Origin of the sequence: Dictyobacter aurantiacus, from assembly GCF_003967515.1 — a bacterium.
Taxonomy (GTDB): domain Bacteria; phylum Chloroflexota; class Ktedonobacteria; order Ktedonobacterales; family Ktedonobacteraceae; genus Dictyobacter; species Dictyobacter aurantiacus.
Genome location: NZ_BIFQ01000001.1, coordinates 1,198,923 through 1,220,225 on the forward strand (window position 1 = coordinate 1,198,923; position 21,303 = coordinate 1,220,225).

21 protein-coding genes are annotated in these 21,303 nt (G+C 52.2%); 15 read left to right on the forward strand and 6 right to left on the reverse strand.

Annotated features, from left to right (window positions below; translation table 11 throughout):
- Positions 1-240: 240 nt before the first annotated feature.
- The gene (lexA, locus tag KTT_RS04875; protein ID WP_126594912.1) at positions 241-882 is read right to left on the reverse strand and encodes a transcriptional repressor LexA; all 642 of its coding nucleotides are present in this window, start codon (positions 880-882) and stop codon (positions 241-243) included.
- Positions 883-1,204: 322 nt separating this feature from the next.
- On the opposite strand from lexA, the gene KTT_RS04880 reads away from it, so the two are divergent.
- Positions 1,205-1,741, forward strand: a complete 537-nt coding sequence (locus KTT_RS04880) for a bifunctional nuclease family protein (RefSeq protein WP_126594913.1) — start codon at positions 1,205-1,207, stop codon at positions 1,739-1,741.
- Between the two features lie 738 nt (positions 1,742-2,479).
- Here the strand turns inward: KTT_RS04880 and lysA are convergent.
- Positions 2,480-3,808: a diaminopimelate decarboxylase gene (lysA, locus tag KTT_RS04885; RefSeq protein ID WP_126594914.1), complete on the reverse strand. Its 1,329-nt coding sequence runs from the start codon at positions 3,806-3,808 to the stop codon at positions 2,480-2,482.
- Between the two features lie 140 nt (positions 3,809-3,948).
- On the opposite strand from lysA, the gene gltX reads away from it, so the two are divergent.
- The 9 genes from gltX to KTT_RS04930 all read left to right on the forward strand — a co-directional run bounded on the left by gltX (position 3,949) and on the right by KTT_RS04930 (position 12,047).
- Positions 3,949-5,481, forward strand: coding sequence for a glutamate--tRNA ligase (gene gltX / locus KTT_RS04890; protein ID WP_218030833.1), 1,533 nt, complete (start codon positions 3,949-3,951; stop codon positions 5,479-5,481).
- Positions 5,482-5,784: 303 nt separating this feature from the next.
- Positions 5,785-6,438 (forward strand): DUF6483 family protein, encoded by a 654-nt coding sequence (locus KTT_RS04895; protein ID WP_126594915.1) that lies wholly within the window; start codon positions 5,785-5,787, stop codon positions 6,436-6,438.
- A gap of 172 nt (positions 6,439-6,610) precedes the next feature.
- Positions 6,611-7,246, forward strand: a complete 636-nt coding sequence (locus KTT_RS04900; RefSeq protein WP_160145641.1) for a CPBP family intramembrane glutamic endopeptidase — start codon at positions 6,611-6,613, stop codon at positions 7,244-7,246.
- A 357-nt stretch (positions 7,247-7,603) separates the two neighbouring features.
- Positions 7,604-8,554 (forward strand): UDP-glucuronic acid decarboxylase family protein, encoded by a 951-nt coding sequence (locus tag KTT_RS04905; RefSeq protein ID WP_126594917.1) that lies wholly within the window; start codon positions 7,604-7,606, stop codon positions 8,552-8,554.
- A gap of 501 nt (positions 8,555-9,055) precedes the next feature.
- Positions 9,056-10,231 (forward strand): lysylphosphatidylglycerol synthase transmembrane domain-containing protein, encoded by a 1,176-nt coding sequence (locus tag KTT_RS04910; RefSeq protein WP_126594918.1) that lies wholly within the window; start codon positions 9,056-9,058, stop codon positions 10,229-10,231.
- A 129-nt stretch (positions 10,232-10,360) separates the two neighbouring features.
- Positions 10,361-10,543 carry a 30S ribosomal protein S21 gene (gene rpsU, locus KTT_RS04915; protein ID WP_126594919.1) on the forward strand — a complete coding sequence of 61 codons (183 nt, stop codon included), beginning with the start codon at positions 10,361-10,363 and terminating at the stop codon, positions 10,541-10,543.
- A gap of 196 nt (positions 10,544-10,739) precedes the next feature.
- Positions 10,740-11,312, forward strand: a complete 573-nt coding sequence (gene ybeY, locus KTT_RS04920; RefSeq protein ID WP_126594920.1) for an rRNA maturation RNase YbeY — start codon at positions 10,740-10,742, stop codon at positions 11,310-11,312.
- Positions 11,309-11,737, forward strand: a complete 429-nt coding sequence (locus KTT_RS04925) for a diacylglycerol kinase family protein (RefSeq protein ID WP_126594921.1) — start codon at positions 11,309-11,311, stop codon at positions 11,735-11,737. Before ybeY ends, KTT_RS04925 begins: the two co-directional genes overlap by 4 nt.
- Positions 11,738-11,816: 79 nt before the next feature.
- Positions 11,817-12,047 (forward strand): hypothetical protein, encoded by a 231-nt coding sequence (locus tag KTT_RS04930; RefSeq protein ID WP_126594922.1) that lies wholly within the window; start codon positions 11,817-11,819, stop codon positions 12,045-12,047.
- A gap of 127 nt (positions 12,048-12,174) precedes the next feature.
- Here the strand turns inward: KTT_RS04930 and efp are convergent, their stop codons facing one another.
- From efp to KTT_RS04945, 3 genes are all read right to left on the reverse strand, one after another.
- Positions 12,175-12,741 (reverse strand): elongation factor P, encoded by a 567-nt coding sequence (gene efp / locus KTT_RS04935; protein WP_126594923.1) that lies wholly within the window; start codon positions 12,739-12,741, stop codon positions 12,175-12,177.
- Positions 12,742-12,839: 98 nt separating this feature from the next.
- A complete protein-coding gene (locus KTT_RS04940; RefSeq protein ID WP_160145642.1) occupies positions 12,840-13,892 on the reverse strand; it encodes a THUMP domain-containing class I SAM-dependent methyltransferase in 1,053 nt (350 codons plus the stop codon).
- Positions 13,893-14,075: 183 nt separating this feature from the next.
- A complete protein-coding gene (locus KTT_RS04945; RefSeq protein ID WP_126594925.1) occupies positions 14,076-14,873 on the reverse strand; it encodes a hypothetical protein in 798 nt (265 codons plus the stop codon).
- A gap of 424 nt (positions 14,874-15,297) precedes the next feature.
- Between KTT_RS04945 and KTT_RS04950 the strand changes: the two genes are divergently transcribed.
- The 3 genes from KTT_RS04950 to KTT_RS04960 all read left to right on the forward strand — a co-directional run bounded on the left by KTT_RS04950 (position 15,298) and on the right by KTT_RS04960 (position 17,519).
- On the forward strand, positions 15,298-15,777 hold the full coding sequence (locus KTT_RS04950) for a MerR family transcriptional regulator (RefSeq protein ID WP_126594926.1): 480 nt from the start codon (positions 15,298-15,300) through the stop codon (positions 15,775-15,777).
- 89 nt (positions 15,778-15,866) lie between these two features.
- Entirely contained in the window at positions 15,867-16,652 is a 786-nt protein-coding gene (locus KTT_RS04955) for a lipoyl protein ligase domain-containing protein (RefSeq protein WP_126594927.1), read from the forward strand.
- A 24-nt stretch (positions 16,653-16,676) separates the two neighbouring features.
- On the forward strand, positions 16,677-17,519 hold the full coding sequence (locus KTT_RS04960; protein ID WP_126594928.1) for a PIG-L deacetylase family protein: 843 nt from the start codon (positions 16,677-16,679) through the stop codon (positions 17,517-17,519).
- 79 nt (positions 17,520-17,598) lie between these two features.
- On the opposite strand, the gene KTT_RS04965 is transcribed toward KTT_RS04960, so the two are convergent.
- Entirely contained in the window at positions 17,599-18,534 is a 936-nt protein-coding gene (locus tag KTT_RS04965; protein ID WP_160145643.1) for a C39 family peptidase, read from the reverse strand.
- A gap of 823 nt (positions 18,535-19,357) precedes the next feature.
- Between KTT_RS04965 and KTT_RS04970 the strand changes: the two genes are divergently transcribed.
- The gene (locus KTT_RS04970) at positions 19,358-19,630 is read left to right on the forward strand and encodes a hypothetical protein (protein ID WP_126594930.1); all 273 of its coding nucleotides are present in this window, start codon (positions 19,358-19,360) and stop codon (positions 19,628-19,630) included.
- Positions 19,631-19,645: 15 nt separating this feature from the next.
- On the forward strand, positions 19,646-21,244 hold the full coding sequence (locus KTT_RS04975; protein ID WP_126594931.1) for an asparagine synthetase B family protein: 1,599 nt from the start codon (positions 19,646-19,648) through the stop codon (positions 21,242-21,244).
- Positions 21,245-21,303 lie beyond the last annotated feature (59 nt).

Here is a 21,303-nt window from a genome sequence, read left to right on the forward strand (position 1 = left end):
AAGAGTACAAGAGCATAGGTCGTTCAGGAGATGCTTAACAGATAATAACAGGCGCAAGTGCATATAAAAGTGTATTCTATATCTGTTGGAAGGCAGAAAAAATAAAGACGGGAGCAAGACCATGCTACCCGGTAGCTACGAGAGGCGTACCGGTGATCTTTGATTCCCGTCTATGATGAAAAATCGCGCCGCTATGGCTGGCAAGGGGAATAATCAGTTCTACAGCTGAGCTTTCAGGGCTCAGGCAGCACTGATGCACTGGCGGAAGATGGCTACGACCTTGCCTTGAATCTGCCATTCGCGATCCCAGATGCTCCTGGGGATCAAAATGGGATCCAACTCTGAGTTCGCCGGCTGTAAGCGAACCCGGTCGTGCTCTTTTTCCTGGAAGAAACGCTTTAAAGTAGCGCTTCCGCTTACCCCTTCTTGCATATGAACCGCCACGACGATATCGCCATTCTGACAGGTCTCCTGGCGCTTAATCACCACGTAGTCTCCGTCACAAATGTGATCTTCAATCATAGAACGGCCGCGTACAACCAGAGCATATGAATTTTCGGTATCTACCATGTTATGGCCCATATCGACTGTCTCGGAAGCTCCCTCGTATATATCCAGGGGCTCTCCTGCTGCGATTGTGCCCATGACAGGGATACCTTGGCTCTGCTTGGTAAGTTTGATACCGCGACTCTTTTTCGCCTGGCGCGAGATCAAGCCCTTCTTTTCCAGCATGGTAAGATGATAATCAACGTGGCCAGTACTGGCAATGTTAAGTTCGCGACCAATCTCGCGATTTGTGGGGGGCATCCCCTCTGATTTCATGTAATTTACAATGAAATCATACATGCGGCGTTGTATTTCGCTGGCTTGCTCCAACGACATAGTATGGTCTCCTGCCTTTCTGAACACCTCAGCTAACTTCCCCACACAGCCAAAAACTAGAACGACTATTCCAGATGATAATACCACAACAGCATAGGCAATACAAGCTTTTTTTGAACGGATTTTTCAAACAGACATTCTTATCGATCCTCGGGACTTGGCAGTAGCTGCTGGTTTTGTTATACTCCTTGCAAAGGCACATTGAGATACACGAAGCTGTCCAACGACGCGTTATAATTTGCGTCCTATGCTTTACTAGGTGTACAATAGATGCATTAGGTATTCGACGGATCCACGCACGAAAGAAAGAGTCAGAAAAACTATGGTAGAGATGACAGTTGAGAGCGTGCGCATAAACCTGGCTACGCAGCAGCGAGTGGTCATCTTAAAAGCAACGAAACAAGAGCGCTATCTCTTCATCTGGATAGCGTATGCAGAGGCATATGCTATCGCCGTCGAGCTGCAAGGAACCACTTCGCCGCGACCACTGACGCATGACCTTCTTAAGAACGTCATTGAAGAGCTTAACGCGAAAATTGTAAGTATCGTAATCTCTGATTTGATCGATGAAATCTACTACGCTCGCATCATCCTTGATGTAGATGGTCGACATGTTGAGATCGACTCTCGACCCAGCGATGCTATCGCGCTCGCAGTACGGGCCAAGACTCCCATCTATGTTGAGGAAAGTGTCCTGGAACGTGCCGGCGTTGTTCCTGAACAGAATGAAGAGCCACAACCCCCGAATGTGCGATCAGAGACGAAGCAGGAAGATGAGGAGGAGGAAGAGGAAAACCTGGATGCCTATCGCGACTTCATTAATAGCCTGGACGTCCTGGACGAATTCGGTAAAGATTAGTTCGCTCTGTCTACCGTTTTCCTTACGTTGCTCCCCTGGCTATTCGCCCTATCTATGCCTATATGCGCATAAATGATCATCTTTAAGATATGGACCAGTATGCGCGAACAGAAGCCATAAAGCACGATCGCCAGGAGTGTGTAGGGCTCAATGCGAGTGAAAAAAACCTGATGCAGTGGGGGAAGTAGCATCTGCAAAGGGAGCAGCGCCATATCGCTGATCTGATAGATAGTTCCCACCCATCCACCATCCGGTGCGAGATTCCATGCTTTGCATACAAAACGCACGAGTAGCAGTATTTGTATGCCCACAAAACATAACCCAAACTCCAGGGGCAACAAACGTAGAGGAAGGGTGTTTATGCTTTGTGACAACCTCTGTCCCCATGCCATGGATACGGGCATTCCTTCTCGCCTCCCTGGCTGCGCTGGAGTGGCACCGGTTACGGGAACTGGTGGTATGGGATAAAAGGTGTGGTTCGTCGTATGCGGAACCGGAATGGTATCATAACCCGACGATGTCGGATGCGCAGACGGAGAAGACGGCGGGCCCGGAAAGATATCATGCGGCACAGGTTCTGTCGGTTGATCGTGTTCATCTATCTGTGGTGGCTTCTTCTTCAACGTCCAGATGCCCATGCGCATGCAACTCCTTAATCTCCCTGGCCCGCCGATGGTTGCATTCGTCGCTCCCCGCTCCTAAGCGCGAAGACAGGAGGGATAAAAACGGCGAAAGCCGTCAGGCCAGATATCTTCCCAATATATCTTCATACGTTTCACGTCGTTCCATGATAACTATCTCTGCTTCATCAACCATAATGACTGCCGGTCGAGGAACAAGGTTATAGTTGCTGGCCATTGGAAGGCTATAGGCGCCAGCGGTCGGCAGACAGATCAAATCACCCTCGTACAGCATAGGTAGCTCAACCTGCTCGATCAGCATATCCCCCGACTCGCAATAGCGGCCAGAAAGACTGTAGGTCTGGCTGGCTGGCTCTAAGACATGCTCAGGGGCCAGGGCTGTATAGCGAGAGCCGTAGAGAGCTGGCCGGATATTATCGCCCATGCCGCCATCAACAAAGAGATAATTCACGCCCCCCGGCGTCGCCTTCGTGGCTCCAATGCGGTAGACAGCCAGTCCCGCGCGCCCGATCAGTGAGCGACCCGGCTCCAGAATCAGGGTTGGCATGGGTGCGGGCAACGTCGGCCGCAACGCCTCAACGGTCCGTTGCAGAGCTTGAGCCAGCAGCGTAACCGGGGGCATCTGCAATACATCGACGGTCTCGATGCCCCAACCACCACCCGGACTGATCTCTTCCGGCCACCAGCGGGTTTCCTGATAGATCTCACACGCCAGGGAGAGCAGGCGCTCCACACACTCTTCATAGGGACGTGTCTCGCGCAGCAGGGTTCCGCTATGAGCATGAATGCCAGCCAGGTCCAGGCGATCATCGCGCAGGATACGCAGCAGGGCGGCTTTCGCGTCACCGGTGGCCAGCGGAAAGCCAAATTTAGCGGTCGCGTGCCCGGTCTGCAAATATTTATGCGTGTCGGTATCGATATCAGGCGCGACACGCACCAGGACCGCCGGACGAGTCGCCGTCTCCTGCGCTATGCGCGTCACGCGCTCCAGTTCACTCCAGTTATCGAGTACGATACGGCCCACGCCCAGGTCTACCGCCATACGCAGTTCCGCCTCTGACTTGTTGTTTCCATGAAAAGAGATGCGCTCCATAGGGAAAGAGGCGTGCCGGGCGACCTGCAGTTCGCCCCCTGAAACGACATCCAGCCCTAACCCCTGTTCCATACATAACCGTGCCAGCACCGGAGAAATATACGCCTTGGAGGCATACAGGATACGTACAGTCGATGCGGTATAATCAGTGGAAAAGGCCTGCCTGTAACGTGCGCACGCATTCATAATCGTCGCCCGATCAAAAATATACAGCGGAGTATCATACATACGTGCCAGGTCACTCAGCTTTCGGCCTGCGATCAATAATTCACCGTGCGGGGAAATAGTAACCGTATCAGGAAGCAGTTCGGCAGCGGGTAAGCGCGAAGACATAAACGATAACCTTTCCAGGAACCTTTGCTAAGAAAAAGGGAGACGGACATGCTGTTTTTCGCATGCTATCCAGCACAGTTATGCTATGTTACAATAGATCGGAGATGTAGTAAAGAAGTTGAAGGAGAACCATTCTTCGTATGACACAGATTGACAACCGTACGGAGGGGCGACTAAAGCCGGAGTTGACTCAGACGCCCCGGCTGCGTTTCGCACCTAGCCCCACCGGATTTCTACATATTGGTGCATTTCGGACCGCCCTCTTTAGCTGGCTGTTTGCCCGCCACAGTGGCGGCAAGTTTATCCTACGCATTGAAGACACAGACCTGGCACGCACTGTAGAAGGAGCGGTTGAAGATTTCACCAGTGGTCTGGAATGGTTGGGAATGGATGTTGATGAGGGTCCGGTCATTGGCGGCCCCTACGGTCCATATTACCAGGTGCAGAGGAAGGCTCTCTATCAACAGTATGCCAGCCAACTCATCGAGTCTGGACACGCCTATCGTTGCTACTGCACACCTGAGCGCCTGGATGAGATGCGCAAAGAGCAGATCGCTAATAAGCTACCTCCCCGCTACGATCGACGCTGCCGCTATCTGACCCCGGAGGAGCGCGCGGCACACGAGGCGGCGGGCGAAACCTGGACGGTACGCTTCGCCATGCCGTTAGAAGGCGAGACCATCGTGCATGATATGCTGCACGGCGATATGGTCTTCAAAAATAGCGACCTGGACGATACCGTTATCTTGAAGACAAACGGACTGGCCCCGTATCACCTGGCGCACCTGGTCGATGACCATCTGATGGGCATTACCCACGTTCTGCGCGGCGAGGAGTGGATCTCCAGCGCGCCACGCCATGTGCAGATCTATCAAGCTCTTGGCTGGGAACCCCCGCTGTTCTATCATGTACCAAACGTACTGGGGAAGGACAAAAAGAAGCTCAGCAAACGCCGTAATGCTCCTTCCTGGTCTGATTATAAACGCGAAGGTTATCTACCAGAGGCCGTCTTTAACTTCCTGGCCCTGCTCGGCTGGGCCTATGATGATCAGACTGAGCTCTTTACCAGAGAAGAACTGATCAAGGCCTTTACACTGGAGAAGATCGGTATCTCATCGGGCATCTACGATCCCGAAAAGCTGCTGTGGATGAACGGCGTCTATATCCGTAAGCTCAGCCTGCAGGAACTGGTGGAGCGTACACTTCCATACATGGAGCGCCCCGAGGCCGAGGGGGGATTGCCCGACAGCATCCAGCGTCCACTGGATCTTAGCTATACGACACGCGTGCTGGCACTTGAGCATGAACGCCTGAAAACGCTGGGAGAAGCTTCATACGTCGTTTCTTTCTTCTATGAGAAAGAGATCGATTATAGCCTGGACATCTTAATCCAGAAAAAAATGGATGCCGCCGGCACCCGCGACGCCCTGATACAGGCGCGCGACCTTCTGAATAGCCTGGATAGCTGGGAACATACGCTGCTGGAGGCGCAGTTACGTGAACTGGTCGCCACACTGGGTCTCAAAGCGGGTCAGCTCTTTGGCACGATCCGCACCGCCGTCAGCGGACGCACCGCCACGCCTCCACTCTTTGAGATGATGGAGGTCCTGGGCCGCGATGTCTGTATGCAACGTATCGATCAGGCCATCGCCAAACTGGAACACAACAGTTAGAGAGACGTAGTGCTAAACAATAAGGCATCCATCATGGATGCCTTATTGTTTAGCACTGTTCTCAGAGTGTGTCGTCGTGCTGGGGCGCTTGCGCGCCACTGCTGCACCAACACACCATGGACTTGTGGGCATCTGCGGTGCTCAGGGGTCATATTTGTGTATTGGTGCATGGGGTGCGCGGATGCGCACCCCATGCACCAATACACAAAACTAGCGCGGCTGCGCAGCGGACGCGCGTGCGGGGGCGCATAGGTGCCCCCGTAATAACTGAAGTCAGACGCATTCTCACAAAGTTGAGGGCATATGATTAATAAAGATTACATCCTGCGCCTGGCCGAGCAGATCGGCTACGAGCTCTCAATCTTGATCGGGCTGCGCAAGCGCAATCGCTTTCAAGATGAACTCATCGCCATCGATAACCTCCTGCTCAAATATACGGGGCTGACCTCGCGCTTCATCAACTCGCTTGCGGATGAATTACTGTTGCAGAGCCTCTCTCCCCTGGGTAAATTGAATGTCGACAGCGCCCTATGGATCGCCTCGATGCTGAAAGAAGAAGGCGCGGCCTATGAAGGACTGGCCAACAGCAACGAGAGCTATTATCGCTATACGAAATCCCTCTATCTGCTCCTCGAACTACTTTTTCAGGAGCATGTGGGCAGCGACTCGCCGCTCTACAACGAGGCGGAGGAGTTGATTCACAAGCTCGCCGACTATGCATTGCCCGCTCATATACAGCAAAAGCTGTTCCGTTACTACGAACAGCGAGGCATGTACGCTCAGGCAGAGAATTTTCTCTTCGATTTGCTAGAACAACATCCTTCGCCAGAGACGTTGCAGGCGGGTCAGGAATTTTACCAGCGCCTGCAAAAGAAGAGCACCACAGACCTCCAGTTGGGCGATTTTTCACACGAGGAAGTACAGGAAGGTCTCGATCAACTCCAGCGGTTTCGCTGACCCGCTCGGCGGGGCGTTAGCATTATCCTACTGGACAAATGGCACTCATATTGTTTACACTAACTTAACATCTATTAACAATTCCTTAAACAAAAACCCGACAAGAAAGTTAGTGTAAGTAATGGCAACAACCCGGGCAAATACCGTCTTTTTACCTCGAAGAGGAAAACGTGTGTCATCAGAAAAGTCTTCGCAGCTCGTCTATTCGACCGTCGCCAGCACATGGCGCTGGATGTGGCCGGATATTCTTATGCGCATCATCCCTATGGCTCTGGTGCCGCTGGGCTATATCGCCATTTTTCACCTGCCACTGAGCTTTCTGGGACTCACCCTGACCAATGTGCCGCTCCACCTCTTGATTGGTCTGCTGGTGGGAATCGGCATGGCGGCATTCGCGGCTACTTATCGGATGTTTATCGTCGGCCGCTGGTTCCGTAAGCCTACGGCAGCCGATCAATGCATTCAAACAAGCTTTTATCTTTTTATTAACGGACCCGTCGAGGAACTTTTCTTCCGCGGCTTTATGCTGGCCGCGATCGCTCAGTGGACCCATTCACTCTTCCTGGGCTGGCTGATCAGCACTGCCGTCTACACCCTCTATCATCGCCTGGGCAAATGGAACTGGCGCAGCGTTGGCGGCGTTGGCCTGGCTGGTCTGGTTTTTAGCCTGGTCTACCTGTTCTTACCCGGTCCCCATTCACTGCTGGCGGTAACAATCGTACATGGCTTTACGACCAGCGGCTTCCTGAGTTGGGGCGATGAGGTGCTCTACCAGAGATGGAAGCGTCATCAGGCAGAAGCAGCATAATGTGGTACTATTAATGAATAGCCTGTGACGAAATTGAGCACTAAAACGTATTGGTTGTAGGAATAAACAGTCAAAGCCAACCATTTCATCAGATGAGCTGTAGGTCGTTCAGATCGAAAAACAGCGCTCATAACGCTCATTCGTCAGTTTACACAAAACATCCCCTGAATCAACACAGGATAGACAGGGAACCATCATCGTCTATGGGGGCCTGGAACGTACACAAAAACAGGTAGCATGAGCCAGTTTAGGAGCCTAATCTATTATGCTATGCTTGTTACCAACCGGTGTACGGTTCGTCTACCCATTAGGTACAAATATCTATGAAAAGATATTATCTATGTCTGGAGGTTCTCATTGAAAATCTTAGTTACAGGTGGAGCAGGCTTTATTGGCTCCAATCTCTGTGAACGCTTACTTGATGAAGGACATACTGTTCTCTGTGTTGATAATCTCATAACCGGTTCCATTGAAAATATTCACGCATTTATTGACCATCCTCATTTCACGTTTTTGCAGCATGATGTGACCCAGCCATTTGAGAGCGATGCCGAGGTGATCTTTCACCTTGCTAGCCCGGCCAGCCCGGTTGGATATCTGGAACATCCCATCGAGACCATTCTGGTCAATAGCGTTGGCACCCATCGGATGCTAGAACTGGCGCGCAAAAACAATGCTCGCTTCCTGATCTCTTCTACATCGGAGATCTATGGTGATCCACTAGTCCATCCTCAGAGTGAGGACTACTGGGGCAATGTCAATTCGATCGGGCCACGGGCCTGCTACGATGAGAGCAAACGCCTGGGTGAAACACTGGTTATGGAATACTATCGGCAGTATCAAACCAATGTTCGCATCGTGCGTATCTTCAATACCTATGGTCCCAATAGCGCCATTGAAGACGGTCGCATGATCCCTAATTTCATCATACAGTCGCTAAAAAATGAGCCTATCACCATTTATGGAGATGGCAGCAAGACACGCAGCATCACATATGTAAGCGACCTGGTTGAAGGTTTGATGCGCGCCATGTTTAGTCCCAATACGACCGGTGAAGTGTTTAACCTGGGAAGCTCCGAGGAACATACTGTGCTGGAATACGCACAGATGATTATCCGCCTCTGCAATTCTTCCTCCGAAATTCGCTTTGAAACCAGCCGCGTCGATGATCCCGAGCGCCGTCGGGCCAATACAACCAAGGCGCACCAGGTTCTGGGCTGGGAACGCAAAGTTAGCATGGAAGAAGGTTTGCGTCAGACGATCGAATGGTTTAGCAAACGGATTGGTCAGTATTCAACTATTTCCTGAGTGCATATCCCTGCTTTGGCTGATGCAGCCGGAAGTGTGATGGCAACGAGATGTTCTTTTTCGGGATACGAACAATAGAGATAGAGGATAACGATGGTGCCAGGCAACCGTCATATCAGGTCAACACGAGATGTACTCTATTAACCATAGCCAGGGATATATCACCCCGATATTTGATCACATATCTATCTTCTTCCATTAAGAACATCAATAGGCACGCTCTCTATCCTCACCCTGTACAGGTGCCGTCACTGGCACCTGTACAGCACGCACCGCTCGTTCTCCATCGCGATGGAGAAAACACCCGATCCTATTACCGCTCAAGTCATGGAAGACAGGAGACGCAAAAGCCGTTTTTTAGACAATGGCAGTATACTGGGTAGAGGTGGCGCATAAACAACTGCTCTTCCCGTTTATGCCTTGCCTGATGCACGCTAACCTATAGGCACAGTACGATGTAGTGCGAATCTGTAATAGCCAGAAGATGTGGAGGATGTCGTCTTGGTTCGTGATGATGACGAGGCCCGGCGTATAAGCCAGGTTGCCATAGATGGTAAACAAACAGCACAATCGACACATGCAAGCGCTATAGAAAATACATCTGACGTTACGCAGTCCGAACGTGAAACGATGGGCAAGCAGCATGTAGAGGAGGTCTCCCGAGATCAGCTCGCGCTGGGCAAGCGTCTCTTGAACTGGCGGACCCTGGTGCCACTGGCATTTGTGATCGTTGCCCTGGTCATTGTGGCCCTCAAAGCAAATATCAATCCCCAGAAAACATGGGCGGCCATCAGGCACGCCAATCTCATCTTTTTTCTGTGTGCATTTTGCATTTATTATCTCTCCTTTGGTCTGCGCGCCTGGCGCTGGAAGTTTTTACTCGAAAACGTTGGCTTTAAACCTGAAAATGGCATTCATCTCCCACGCCTACCCAAATTGGTGGAGATCGTCTATATCTCGTTCTTCGCCAATGTGGTGGTGCCCGCCAAATTAGGGGATCTCTACCGCGCCTATCTGCTGCGCCAGGAGATTAATGTCTCGACAACGCGCAGCTTCGGCACGGTCCTGGCGGAGCGGCTGCTGGACTTAATCATACTGCTCCTGCTGTTTATTCCTGCCGTCCTGATCAGCCTGCACCAGAATATGCCTCCCCAGATCGCCCTGGGCATGAAGATTCTGCTGATCGCGGTGGTTATTGGTGTCATCGGTCTATTCGTCTTGCGCCAGATGCGTGAGTCGATCGCCAAACTTATACCGGGGCGCTTTCGTGAACAGTACTATCATTTTCAAGAGGGGACGCTGGGCTCGTTCCGCCGCTTACCGCAACTGACCCTGCTGACCATGGGAGTATGGAGCTGCGAGGCTCTGCGCTTCCTCTTCATCGCCCTGGCCTTGAATTTGATCGATGGCAACCTCATCCATATTCTGACCGCCTCAATCTTTATTGGGCTGGGAGAAGCTCTCCTGACGGTCATCCCGGCCACAGGCGGGGGCGTGGGACTGGTTGAAGGAGGCATGGCGGCGATGATCGCCCTGTTCTATAAGGGCGTGGACCTTGTCAATCAGACGGCCGCGGCCATCTTGCTTGATCGTATCATTACCCTGTTCAGTATCCTGGTGTTCGGCTTCATTGTGTTTATCATCGCCTTTGGCAAAAAAGCTGCCCAAAAAAGGTGATCCGGAAACCACCACACCTTGACACGAAGAAGTACCTACACTATAATTTTGGCGCAGGTCCACGAAGTAGTTACAGCATGTAAATGCAATTCATCCTACTTTAAACCAGGCCGTGAGAGGGGGGATCTGGTGACGGAAGTTAAAATCGGTAGCAACGAGATGTTTGAGACGGCGCTGAAGCGCTTCAACCGCAAAATTCAGCAGGATGGTATCCTCGCTGAAGCACGCCGCCGTGAACATTATGAGAAACCGAGCATTAAACGCAAAAGAAAAGAAGCTGCCCGACAGCGTAAGGCCGCACGCAGAGGTTAAACTGGGTGCCTCGGACTTGCGCCTGAAGTAAGGCAGTACGTTTTTGTCTGAGAGGCATATAAGATGCTGTCCCGGCTCTCTATGATGCCTCTCAGAAACGTGTCTCAGGTAAGATGTTTAGCTTCTCTTTCTACTCAAGCAGAGTATCTTCCACACCCTCAACTACAAGTGCATTCCTATTTTTGAGGATTTTTTCATGCAAGAACATCCAGCCATCGAGTTATATCTTAATCTCAGCAATGAAGCTCAGGACGCACAGGTAGAACAGGTTGTCTCTGCCATCGACCTGGATGAGGTAGTCAACTCTACATTGCAGGCAGCCGCCATTACACAACCTGTCATGCTCACCTTGCTCATTACAGATGATGCTGGCATCCAGGAGATGAACAGGAAGTATCGTGAACAGGACAAAGCAACGGATGTGCTGTCATTCCCACTTTTAGAGCAACCCATCGTTCAGGCGCCAGCTGAACAATTATGGACACACCAGGAAAGCGAAGACGGTGAGGAGCAGGTCTCCACGCCAGCATTTGTTACACCACCTGGTATGGCTACAAACCTTGGCGATATCGTCATCTCCTGGCCTACAGTGCAACGCCAGGCGCGTGAGGCTGGCCATGAAGAGACCACCGAGTTCGTCTACCTGCTTTCCCACGGTGTACTGCACCTGATCGGCTATGATGACCATACAGAGTCCGGCTACCAGGCAATGGTGGCGATTCAACAGGGGGTACTGCAAAAACTGGGGCAAAAGGCATATCGGTCATGAAACAGCCGGAACAAGCACCCAGGCCTCCACTGCATAAGCATACCTCCCGCAATGAGCTAAGCAAGTTTATCGCGGGTTTCGGCTTTGCCTTCCAGGGACTCTGGTATGCCATTCGCACGCAGCGCAATATACGCGTACACCTGACGATGGCGGTGCTGGCGATTCTGCTGGGCGTGCTTCTCCATATTTCGGCCATTGAATTTGCCCTGGTCTTTATCGCCATTAGCGGGGTCTTTATCGCGGAAATGATCAATACGGCGATAGAGCTCTGCATCGATCTGGCATCACCCAACTACCATCCCCTGGCGAAGATTGCCAAGGATGTGGCGGCCGGCGCCGTATTGGTGAACGCCATTCTATCAATTATCATTGCCCTCTTCATCTATGGGCCACATCTATGGTCTCTGCTCTTCCATACGCGCTAGTTAGCGCCCTATCCCTGTTCCATCTCGGTCACGCGTTGATGAAGTCGGACAATATATATAGAAAGATGTTACTATACCTATGTCTTTTCTTGCCAACCCTCTGATCACCACTATACTATGGGTGGTGGTTATTATCTTCTTTGTGCTCATCATTGCCATGCGTATTGTGAGAACGCCCGCAGAGAACAGGAGACAGACCACCCTGGAAACCATCCCGACCGTACTGGGCTTTATGGTACTGATGGTGCTGATCCTCTTTTTTCCAGGCATCTTTGCCTATGTGCGAGATCTAATTGTGCATAAGCATTGAGGAAGGCCTGCTTCTCAGCATGCCTCGATTCGGGGGAACGCAGTGTGCCCCCACACGCCGCCTTTACAGAATTAATGGGCACAGACGCATTCGCGCCTGTGCCCATTAATTCTGTAAAGCCCCCTCTTTACTTGACACGCTCAACGTATTGGCCGGTGCGGGTATCAATACGGATGCGGTCGCCAGGATTGACGAACAGTGGTACGTTGACCACCGCGCCGCTCTCCAAAGTGGCGGGTTTGGTGACATTGTTGGCTGTGTCACCACGTACGCCGGGCTCGGCGCTCTCAACGGTCAGTTCCAGGAAGTTCGGCAACTGCACGGCGATGATATTCTCCCCATCGACCAGCATCTCAACCACATCTTGCTCTTTCAGGAATTTGATGGCCTCGCCCAGCATCTCCTTAGGAATCGGCTGCTGATCAAAGGTTTCGGTGTTCATGAAGACATAATCATCTCCATCAACATATAGAAATTGCCAGTTTTGATGCTCGACACGTACCTCATCAACATCTTCACCGGCACGAAAACGCTGCTCAATCACGCGACCATTTTTGAGGTTTTTTAAGCGCGTGCGAACAAACGCACGCCAGTTTCCTGGACTGACATGATGGAATTCAGTAATTGTCCAGAGATCATTATTATAGCGAATAACCATGCCGTTACGAAAATCGGCAGTAGTTGCATTAGCCAAGGGAGTAGTCTCCTCTCTTTATTCCGATATTGTTTGTTCCTGCGCCAGCATTCTCCAGAAAAGAGGGGAATGCCTGACGCTAAATGGCATACGAAAAATTATGCCCGTTCCGACACAAAGATACTGGCCGGTTGACCAAGCACCACAAAGACAACTTTTTTCTGTGTCTTCCACCCATGCTCCTGAATGATGCGATCCCACAGGCGGTCCTCGCTGGTTAGCGAAACCATCAGACCGCCTGGAGCGAGCACGCGATCGAACTCACGTATTAATGCAGTATACAACGCTTCGTTATCTTCACGTGTGCCAATCTGCTTGCCAAAGGGGAGATTGGTGATGATACGCGTCACGCTAGAGGCTCCCAGAGGAAGCGCACGCGCATCCCAGGTCTTCAAGCTCACATCGACTTCAGCTGCGCGGACGTTGCGCCGTGCTATGTTGACCGCCTGTTCACGGATGTCGCCACCCAGTTCTCGCGTTACCGGACCCAGCAGGGCGCGCTCGATGAGGATCGTGCCAGCGCCACAGAGGGGATCCAAAACGATATCCTCAGGGGTGGGCTGAGAGAGCCATCCCATAGCGGCGGCGGCGGTGGGTCGCAGGGAAGCGGGCAAATGCTGATGTTTGTAAGCTCGATGACGCATCGTAGCATCACTGAGTCGCACCCCGATCAGAACATCGCCCCCGCCTAACCAGAGCCAGACCTCCAGATCCGCGTCATCTTCAACCGGGCGCATACCGTGCGGCATGCTCTTGCGCAACGCAGCGGTTACCGCCTGGCCTGCGTCGACGCGACGAAAATCGTAGGAGCCGACCATCTGGCTTACGACACGCCATGTCCTGGGACGCGCCCCATGATGTCCACGGCGCCAGCTCGCGATTGCATCAGTAAGATCGGCATTGAGGGTGGCGCTATGTAAAACGCGCAATGCATCGGGTCCGCGCCGCAGCCCCTTGATATGGGCCAGCGCCACAAAAACATCCTCAGTCGTATGCAGGTCCAACAGGTTCTCAGGGAGTTCTGGGGTCTGAAAGAGCGCGATGCCACGCATAAATTTCACCAGTGTAGACTCGGGTAGGGTGGCGCGAATCTCGCTAAAAGCCAGCGTTTCCAACCCGGGCATAGTCATTGCATAGAAAAGATCTGACATGTATCCTAATTTTCTTCCAACCATGACGCGTTCAGCGCGTCCAGGTGGGAGTTGGGGTTTTCTGCTGTTGTCTATCAGCGTGTCATGATACCATAGACGCTCTGATCTCGCAATCCCTGCCGCCCACCCGCGATACGCCATGCTCTTGCTGATTTCGCTTTCTAAACGGACCGATAAGGGGCGTTACGTGAGCAGTTCGGTCACGACGGCGATCTCTTGAGAGTATTTCGCCAGGCGCTTCTTTTTGAGATTTTCGCGTAGAATCCAATTTACATCGCTATCATTCCATAAAGCGCACTCGCGCATAAAGGCAAAGCCTTTGGCGGGCAAGGCGGCCGCGACAACGCTCAGGGTGTAGCCCAGTGTACGACGCAAGACGCGGAAATCTTCGCATTTGCGCTCTGACAGAGGTACCTGCAAGATATGCTCAAGCACCGTACGTTGTAGTTGTAAAGCACCTTCGGCAAGTTCAGTGCCATAGAGCAGGCGCGACTCAGCAATAGAGGCGATGGCGGCCCTCTGCTGCAAGAAGCTATCACTGATTGCCAAACGGGAGAGGTATGACATGGTCGTCGGAGCGTCGACACCCAGAAGATGCTGAAAAGCTGTCGCGACGGCCTCTGTGATATGCCCCGAACGGCTACAGGCGTAGTGGCTGAGCATGCCAGCGACCTGCTCGCGCCATTCGCTCTGGGCGGCCGCACAGGCTCCGGCTGCAATTACACCACAAAGGATGATAAACTCGGACGGCATATCGCTAGCGGCAAGCATCCCATCAGGACTAGAAAAGGTATAGATGAGGGAAAGAACGTTATTGCGATGTTTCGCACTGGCCGCAGCCATTAGATAGGCAAAATCATTGGCCAGTTCAAAGTTAGGCCTGGAGCCTGGTAGACGGCTATGCTCACGCAAATAAAACTCAAGCGGACGATGCTGTCCGGCAATAGCTCTCTCAACCAGAGAAGATAATGTATCATGCATCTCAATTATCCTCGCCTCGAAAAACAACCACGGCTCTGGTTTGACTATTTCAACCTGCGCTATGCAATACCTTCAGGCATATGCCTGTCCTGCACATGTTTCCAATCCCCCAACTCACTTATCTCCATCCCCTATTCAATCATAATCAGGGCATTACCACACTCATCATTTTACCATACATTGTGCAATGGCAGGCTTATTTTCCCGCACAAAACGTTGCCTTAACATTGACGTGAACGTTAATGATATGAGAGAATAAGCTGTCACCAGTTAGCGGTATAATGAAGGTTGTTCCAGGCCTTTTCGAGTACCGGTTCCATTCTATGAAATCTGATACACTGAGTTGCGCATGGTGCTCGCTTCACCAGAGGCAAGGCATGCCTATCAGGGCCCGACAGCCCTAGTATAAAGAGAGTCGATCGCGATGACACATCCAGATGATGAAGAGCCAGATCCAAACACAACAACACAGAACTATTATTCAATTGAGCAGGTAGCAACGCGCGCCCAGTTGACAAAGCGTACACTGCGTTATTATGAAGAGATGGGGCTGCTCCCCCAGGCTGAGCGTACCGAGGGTAACTATCGGCGCTACACCGAAGAAGATTTACAGCGCATCATGTACATCAAGTCGTTGCGCGAGCTGATGGGCTTTTCACTGAGTGAGATTCGCAAGTTCTTGCAGGCTGAAGATGAGCGTGAGCAGGAAAGGACGGCTTTTCGCCAGGGCGCAGATACACAGCAAAAGCTACGGCACCTGGATCGCTCCGATGAGATTATTCGCGAACAACTGGTGCTAATTGAGCAAAAGATGAATGGGCTCAAAAATATGCAGCAGCAGCTATATGAACGCCTGGAAATGCATGCACGCAAGCGGCAGACGCTACAAGAGGAGGGCTCTTAGCGCGCGACTTCATGTGACACCAGGGCACCAGCGTGATACAATGAAAAGCAAATTTTCAGAAATCAACAGAGAAAAGTACAAAAGCATTTATGAGTAACTGGCTCATCTATCCGCTAACGATTGCCGATCAGCAACAACACATTGAGCTTGGCGAGCAACTTTTGAGCAATGTTCAACCTGGTGATCCCGCCACCATTTATTGGTCACTGGCCCAGCCCACCGGATTGGTGCTCGGGTTTTCTCAAAAGGAAAATATCCTCAATCCAGCTGCTCTGGCGGCTGGATCATTTCCTATCTATCACCGGCGCGCGGGAGGAACCGCTGTACTGGTAGGTCCGAGCTTGCTTAGCCTGGATGTGGTGCTACCGGCCGATCATCCTCTCCACTTACCCGATCTGGTTGAATCGTATCGCTGGCTTGGCGAATCATGGGTGACTACGCTGGCCCAACTGGGGGTCGAGACAAGCATGGTGACGCCAGAGGAGGCCCATGCGCAGCGCGCGCTGCGCAGGCAGCCGCAGACCAGGGAATATGAGATGTTGATGAACCGCGCCTGCTATGGCTCCCTTTCTCCCTACGAGGTAGTAGTGGGTCAGCGCAAGGTGGTTGGCTTCGACATGATTCGCAGGAAGTGCGGCAGTCTACTCCAGGCGGGTGTGCTTTTACAATGGGATAGTCAGTTGCTGGCATATTTATTAGGTCACACGCCAGCAGAACAGGAACTCCTACAAAAAGGTCTGCTTGAAAGGGCTGTGGGATTAGATACCCTGCTAGGACGTGTTATTACATGTGACGAGGTGATCAATACCTTTGAGCGTGTCCTCATAAACGATGAGCGGCAACGACTGGTGATTGATCCATTATCCTCTTTTTAAATGCAATGAAAGGTTTTTTATACTATGGGAGATCGAACTGCTCAGGGCGCAGTCGAAATGTTGACTGAACCAGACTACGAGGCGATGGTAATTGGAGCACATCCAGATGATAATGACTTTGGTACGGCAGCGACCTGTGCGTTGTGGGCCAGCCAGGGCAAAAAGGTTGTCTGGGTTGTCATGACCGACGGGACAGAGGGTAGCGAAATTCCCAGCCAGAGCGATGAAGAACTGATGCTGCTACGCGAACAGGAACAGCGGGCTGCCGCTGAAGTCTACGGCATTAAAGCAGTCGAGTTCCTGCGCAATCGCGATGGACACCTGGTCAATAACGAAGATACGCGCCGCGCTGTGGTCAAATTGATCCGCAAATATCGCCCACGTGTTATCTTCACCCATGATCCAACGTCTCATATCATGGCTCCTGATCCAGATGAGAAGCCAGATGCGACCGGCTACCTCAACCATCCCGATCACCGGGCGACTGGCAACATCGTAGTGGATTCCATTTTCCCGTTCGCGGGCAACCCTCGCTCGTTCCGTGAGCTGCTGGCGGAAGGACTCCAGCCCTATCGCGTACATGAAGTCTATTTCTTTGGTAGCACCCAGACCAATACCTACGTGGATGTTACTGAGAGCATCGATAAAAAAGGCCAGGGTCTGATGTGCCATAAATCCCAGTTCAATCCTGAGGACAACGAGCGCATGGCTGAGCGCATGCGCGAGCGTGCCGCCGCGGTCGCGAAGGACGCGAAAGAGAAAAAGGGATTGGAGATGCGCTACGCGGAATCCTTCCGCCGCATGAAGCTGCATATTCCACCCGCACCTAAAGAAGAGACTGCTGTGCCAGCTGGCAGCGAAGAGTAAAATAGAATTGCACCGAATAAAAGGGAGTGGCATTGATGTCCTGCAGGACATCAATGCCACTCCCTTTTATTCGGTGCAATTATTTGCTATTCTTTGGAGTCACCACTACGGCGAAGCCGCGCCAGAGAGATAAGAATTTTGCGCGCGACATCGAGGTTTGATTGAGGATGGAAGAATCAGCCAGGTACACCTGGTCTCCATTGCCACCACGTATGACCAGGATATGACCACCAGGGACAATCGCCGAAGGCGGAAAGCTGACAATCACTGGACGCCCCTGGTTGGCGATCTTGATGACTTCGTCCAGGGAAGGATTGTTCAGGTGGGTAGCCTGAAAACCAAAGCGGTCAACCGTGGCATCGATACCGCTGGGCTGCAGCAATCCGAGATCGGGCGTGATCTGGTGAAGATTGGCCTCTACCTTTAGGATATCGGTAACGCGGAAGTGGCTCCCGTTGTAGGAGTTAATCACTTCGGTCATCGATGCGGCAGAACAGGCGGACGCGGCCCACGTATCAAACTCGCTCTGGGACTGATACTGGTCAACCGACATCTGGTTCACCCGGATCAGCGCTTTGGAAGCCCCTACGACACCCACAAATGTCGGCTGCGAGGGATTGATGGCGGGTTTGGAAACGGGTTTGGGGGCCGGGACTGGCATGTCAGAAGTGATAGTGTTCCAGAGTGAGGGGATGGTGCTGGATGGTGTGGAGAAGAGCGGCTGTAGCGCGATCATACCAGCGCCGAAAAGCGCGATCAGAATTAAGCAGATACCTAACCAGGGGGTTGCTTCACCTCGCCGAGGCTGGATCAGTTGTTTGACATTCAATAAAGCTAAAATCTGCGTCCAACCACCAGCTACAGGAGAAAGAGATTCAACTATTTCATAAGCCGCATAGTTCGTCTGCATACGTGGCTGCTGTAGACGTGCGACACGCTGGGTCCGCGCGGGCTGCGGCTTGCGCATGCCAGTATCGATCCCATATGTCTGGCTACCAGTCCCGCGGCGATTCATTCGCGCCCGCGCTGCTTCCCGGGAAGCATATGAGGAACTCGCTTGTTTCTGTGCAGCGGCATTGGCTCGCGGCGAGAGGAATAATCCTGCAACTACTAGCGTAAGAGCAATAGCCAACAGCATGAGCAGGACAATAATCATTAACAACTCCCCCGATAACGTAATGTTCTACAATTTGAAAGACATGCCCTACATCTGGCCGGACTTCAACAGCTGAAAGCGTCAGACAGCAACAAACGCCAGCATGTATAGGCACAACTGGCCGCGCTCCAGAAACATCTCAGATAGCCTTCTATGAAGAGCACATAGCACAATAGGATACATTAAATCTAATGAACATATTATCGAATAAATACTACATCCACCAATTTCAATGCATCTATTCATGCTACTCTATATGACATTTGCTTTACCTTCAACATATGTAATGAGAGGCATCTACTAACCTCAACAAGAGGCCTGGAGCCGCTTCACTCCCGGCTTTATCTATGTAAAGCTCTTTTATTATAACATACAAAACGCGTGCTTGCTATCAAATTTGCCGCCAAATGCGGCAATCTACATTAAAAAACATTAATATCCCCGCAAGATTTAGCAGGCAAAACAATGCGGCATCGGAGAACTATAGTACTACAGAATAGTGCTATAAGAAGTCGGGCCACAACGCGGCACAAAGCATAGACTTAACAGTGTTGGGAGATCATGGTATGATGGTCGCAGTGCGTTTTATGTGCTCGTGGATAGGCAAACGGGCGGCGCTCGCAAACAGTATCGAAGAATAACAGTCCAGTGCATTTGCTGATGAGAGAAATGAGGGATAACCATGTACGTGTACTATATCTTGCGCGGAACCGTAAACAAGGAACCTGTCGAATTGGAGGGTGATGTAGATGACGAGCAGTTTCCCAATGTAGACCGTACCGAAGGAGCAGATGTCATTCACGCGGTGCTGAAAAAGCTGGCCGATGAGGGGCAGCAGGGCGAATGGACCGAGTGCGATCTGACCAATGAGTACTTCGATCGTGACGATACCTACGTGTTCTTCAACAAGAAATGGATACGCCGCTCAGATGTGCCATTGACCAATACGCGCTAAAGAAAGGCTATCGCTATGCCCGTACTCGCAGGCTGGCTAACTGGCGAACAGGTGCCGCAGGAGGTCATTGAGCAGACGCTCGCGGCAATGGGCGAGGTCCTGGCACACCATGGTGGGACGCCGGCCCACTCAATCTATCCCGGCGCGGGCTTGATCGCGTTCGCTGATACGGCTTACGCGCAACAGCAGTCAAAGGAGCCGCCGGTGCTGGACTGGGTGCCCGATCGGCGCACGCTCGTCTATCGACGTCCGCTTTCGGGCATCCATCCACTTTTTTATATCGAGAACTGGCCAGCCGAAGGCAATCTGATCTTCGCCAGCGAGATGAAAGCCCTCTTCGCGGTGGGGGCCCCCAGGCGTCTGCATATGGCGGCCCTGGACGCACTCTGGCGCTACGGCTCGATCCCGGCCCCCTGGACCGCCTTTAAAGATATTCAGGTGGTCCCTGCTGGCTCGATTTTGCGCTGGCAACACACTAAAACGGTTGTCAACCCGGCCAGCGATTTCGCGCTGGAGGCCACAGCACCGTCCGCTGACACTCTGGAACAACTGGACGCCTTGCTCAATCAGGCCAGCCATGATCAACTTCCCCCACATGAACAGGTGGTGGCTTTGCTCAATGGGAGCCGGGCTTCATCGCTGGCCGCGGTCCTGAGCGCGAAACAAAAGGGACAGAAATTCGCCAGTGCGGCCCTGGGCGCCAGCAAGACGCTGACGACAAAGGGCTGGAAAGAGGTACAGGCCGTCGCGGATACGCTTGATCTGCCGCTGCTGGCCATTACCGCTGTAGATCGACCTGAGTTCTGGCAAGCGGCGATTGTGGGACTGGAAGCGCCCTGCCGCGACAGCCGTCCCCTGGCCATCCACCAGCTATTGCATACAAGCGCGGTAGAGGCTGGCGCGCGCATCGCCATCAGTGGACTGGGCGCGCAAACCCTGCTGGGAGCGACCACCGGCCAGATTGTTGCCGATGCAGCCAGAGATCCGCTGACCAGTTATCGTCAGCCATATTCACATCAGCTGATACATACCGAACAGCTCTGGTCATCCGACGTCAAACAGATGCTGCACACAGTTGAAGCCTGGGAGGATACGCTGCACGCCCGCAAGCTGCAGCGGCGCGCCCAACAATATGCAGATAGACGTCATGGGCTGTATTATTTAGATCTGCATCTACGGCTGCCGAATGAACTGGTGTATCCTTTCTATCAGCTCGCCACACAGGAACGCATGGCGATCCGCTCACCCTATCTTAATGCCCAGGTCATGGCATCCATGATTGCCAGCTCTCCCCTGCTCAATAACGATCCCATGCTTAAGACGACACTGGATAGCCTGCTGCTGCGCTATGTGTCAGAAGCATCCCGATCACCCAACGAGCAGCCCCTGACCATCCCGATTGCGTCGCTTGCTCGCGATATGCAGCCTGGACATGAACTGTTTGACCTTACCCTGGCTCCAGCCGCCATTCAGCAGCGAAACATCTTTAATCCGGAACTGATAAAAAGCCTGCAGCAGCGCGCGCTCAAAGAGAGAGCCGCCAGCCGGGCACTGATCTTTATCTTTACCACACAGCTATTTTGCCAGATCTTTGGCATCGAAGAGATAGCATAAACAGTACACAGTGATGTGGAGATACAGCGCGTAGGTAAACTGTACATGCTGTATCTCCA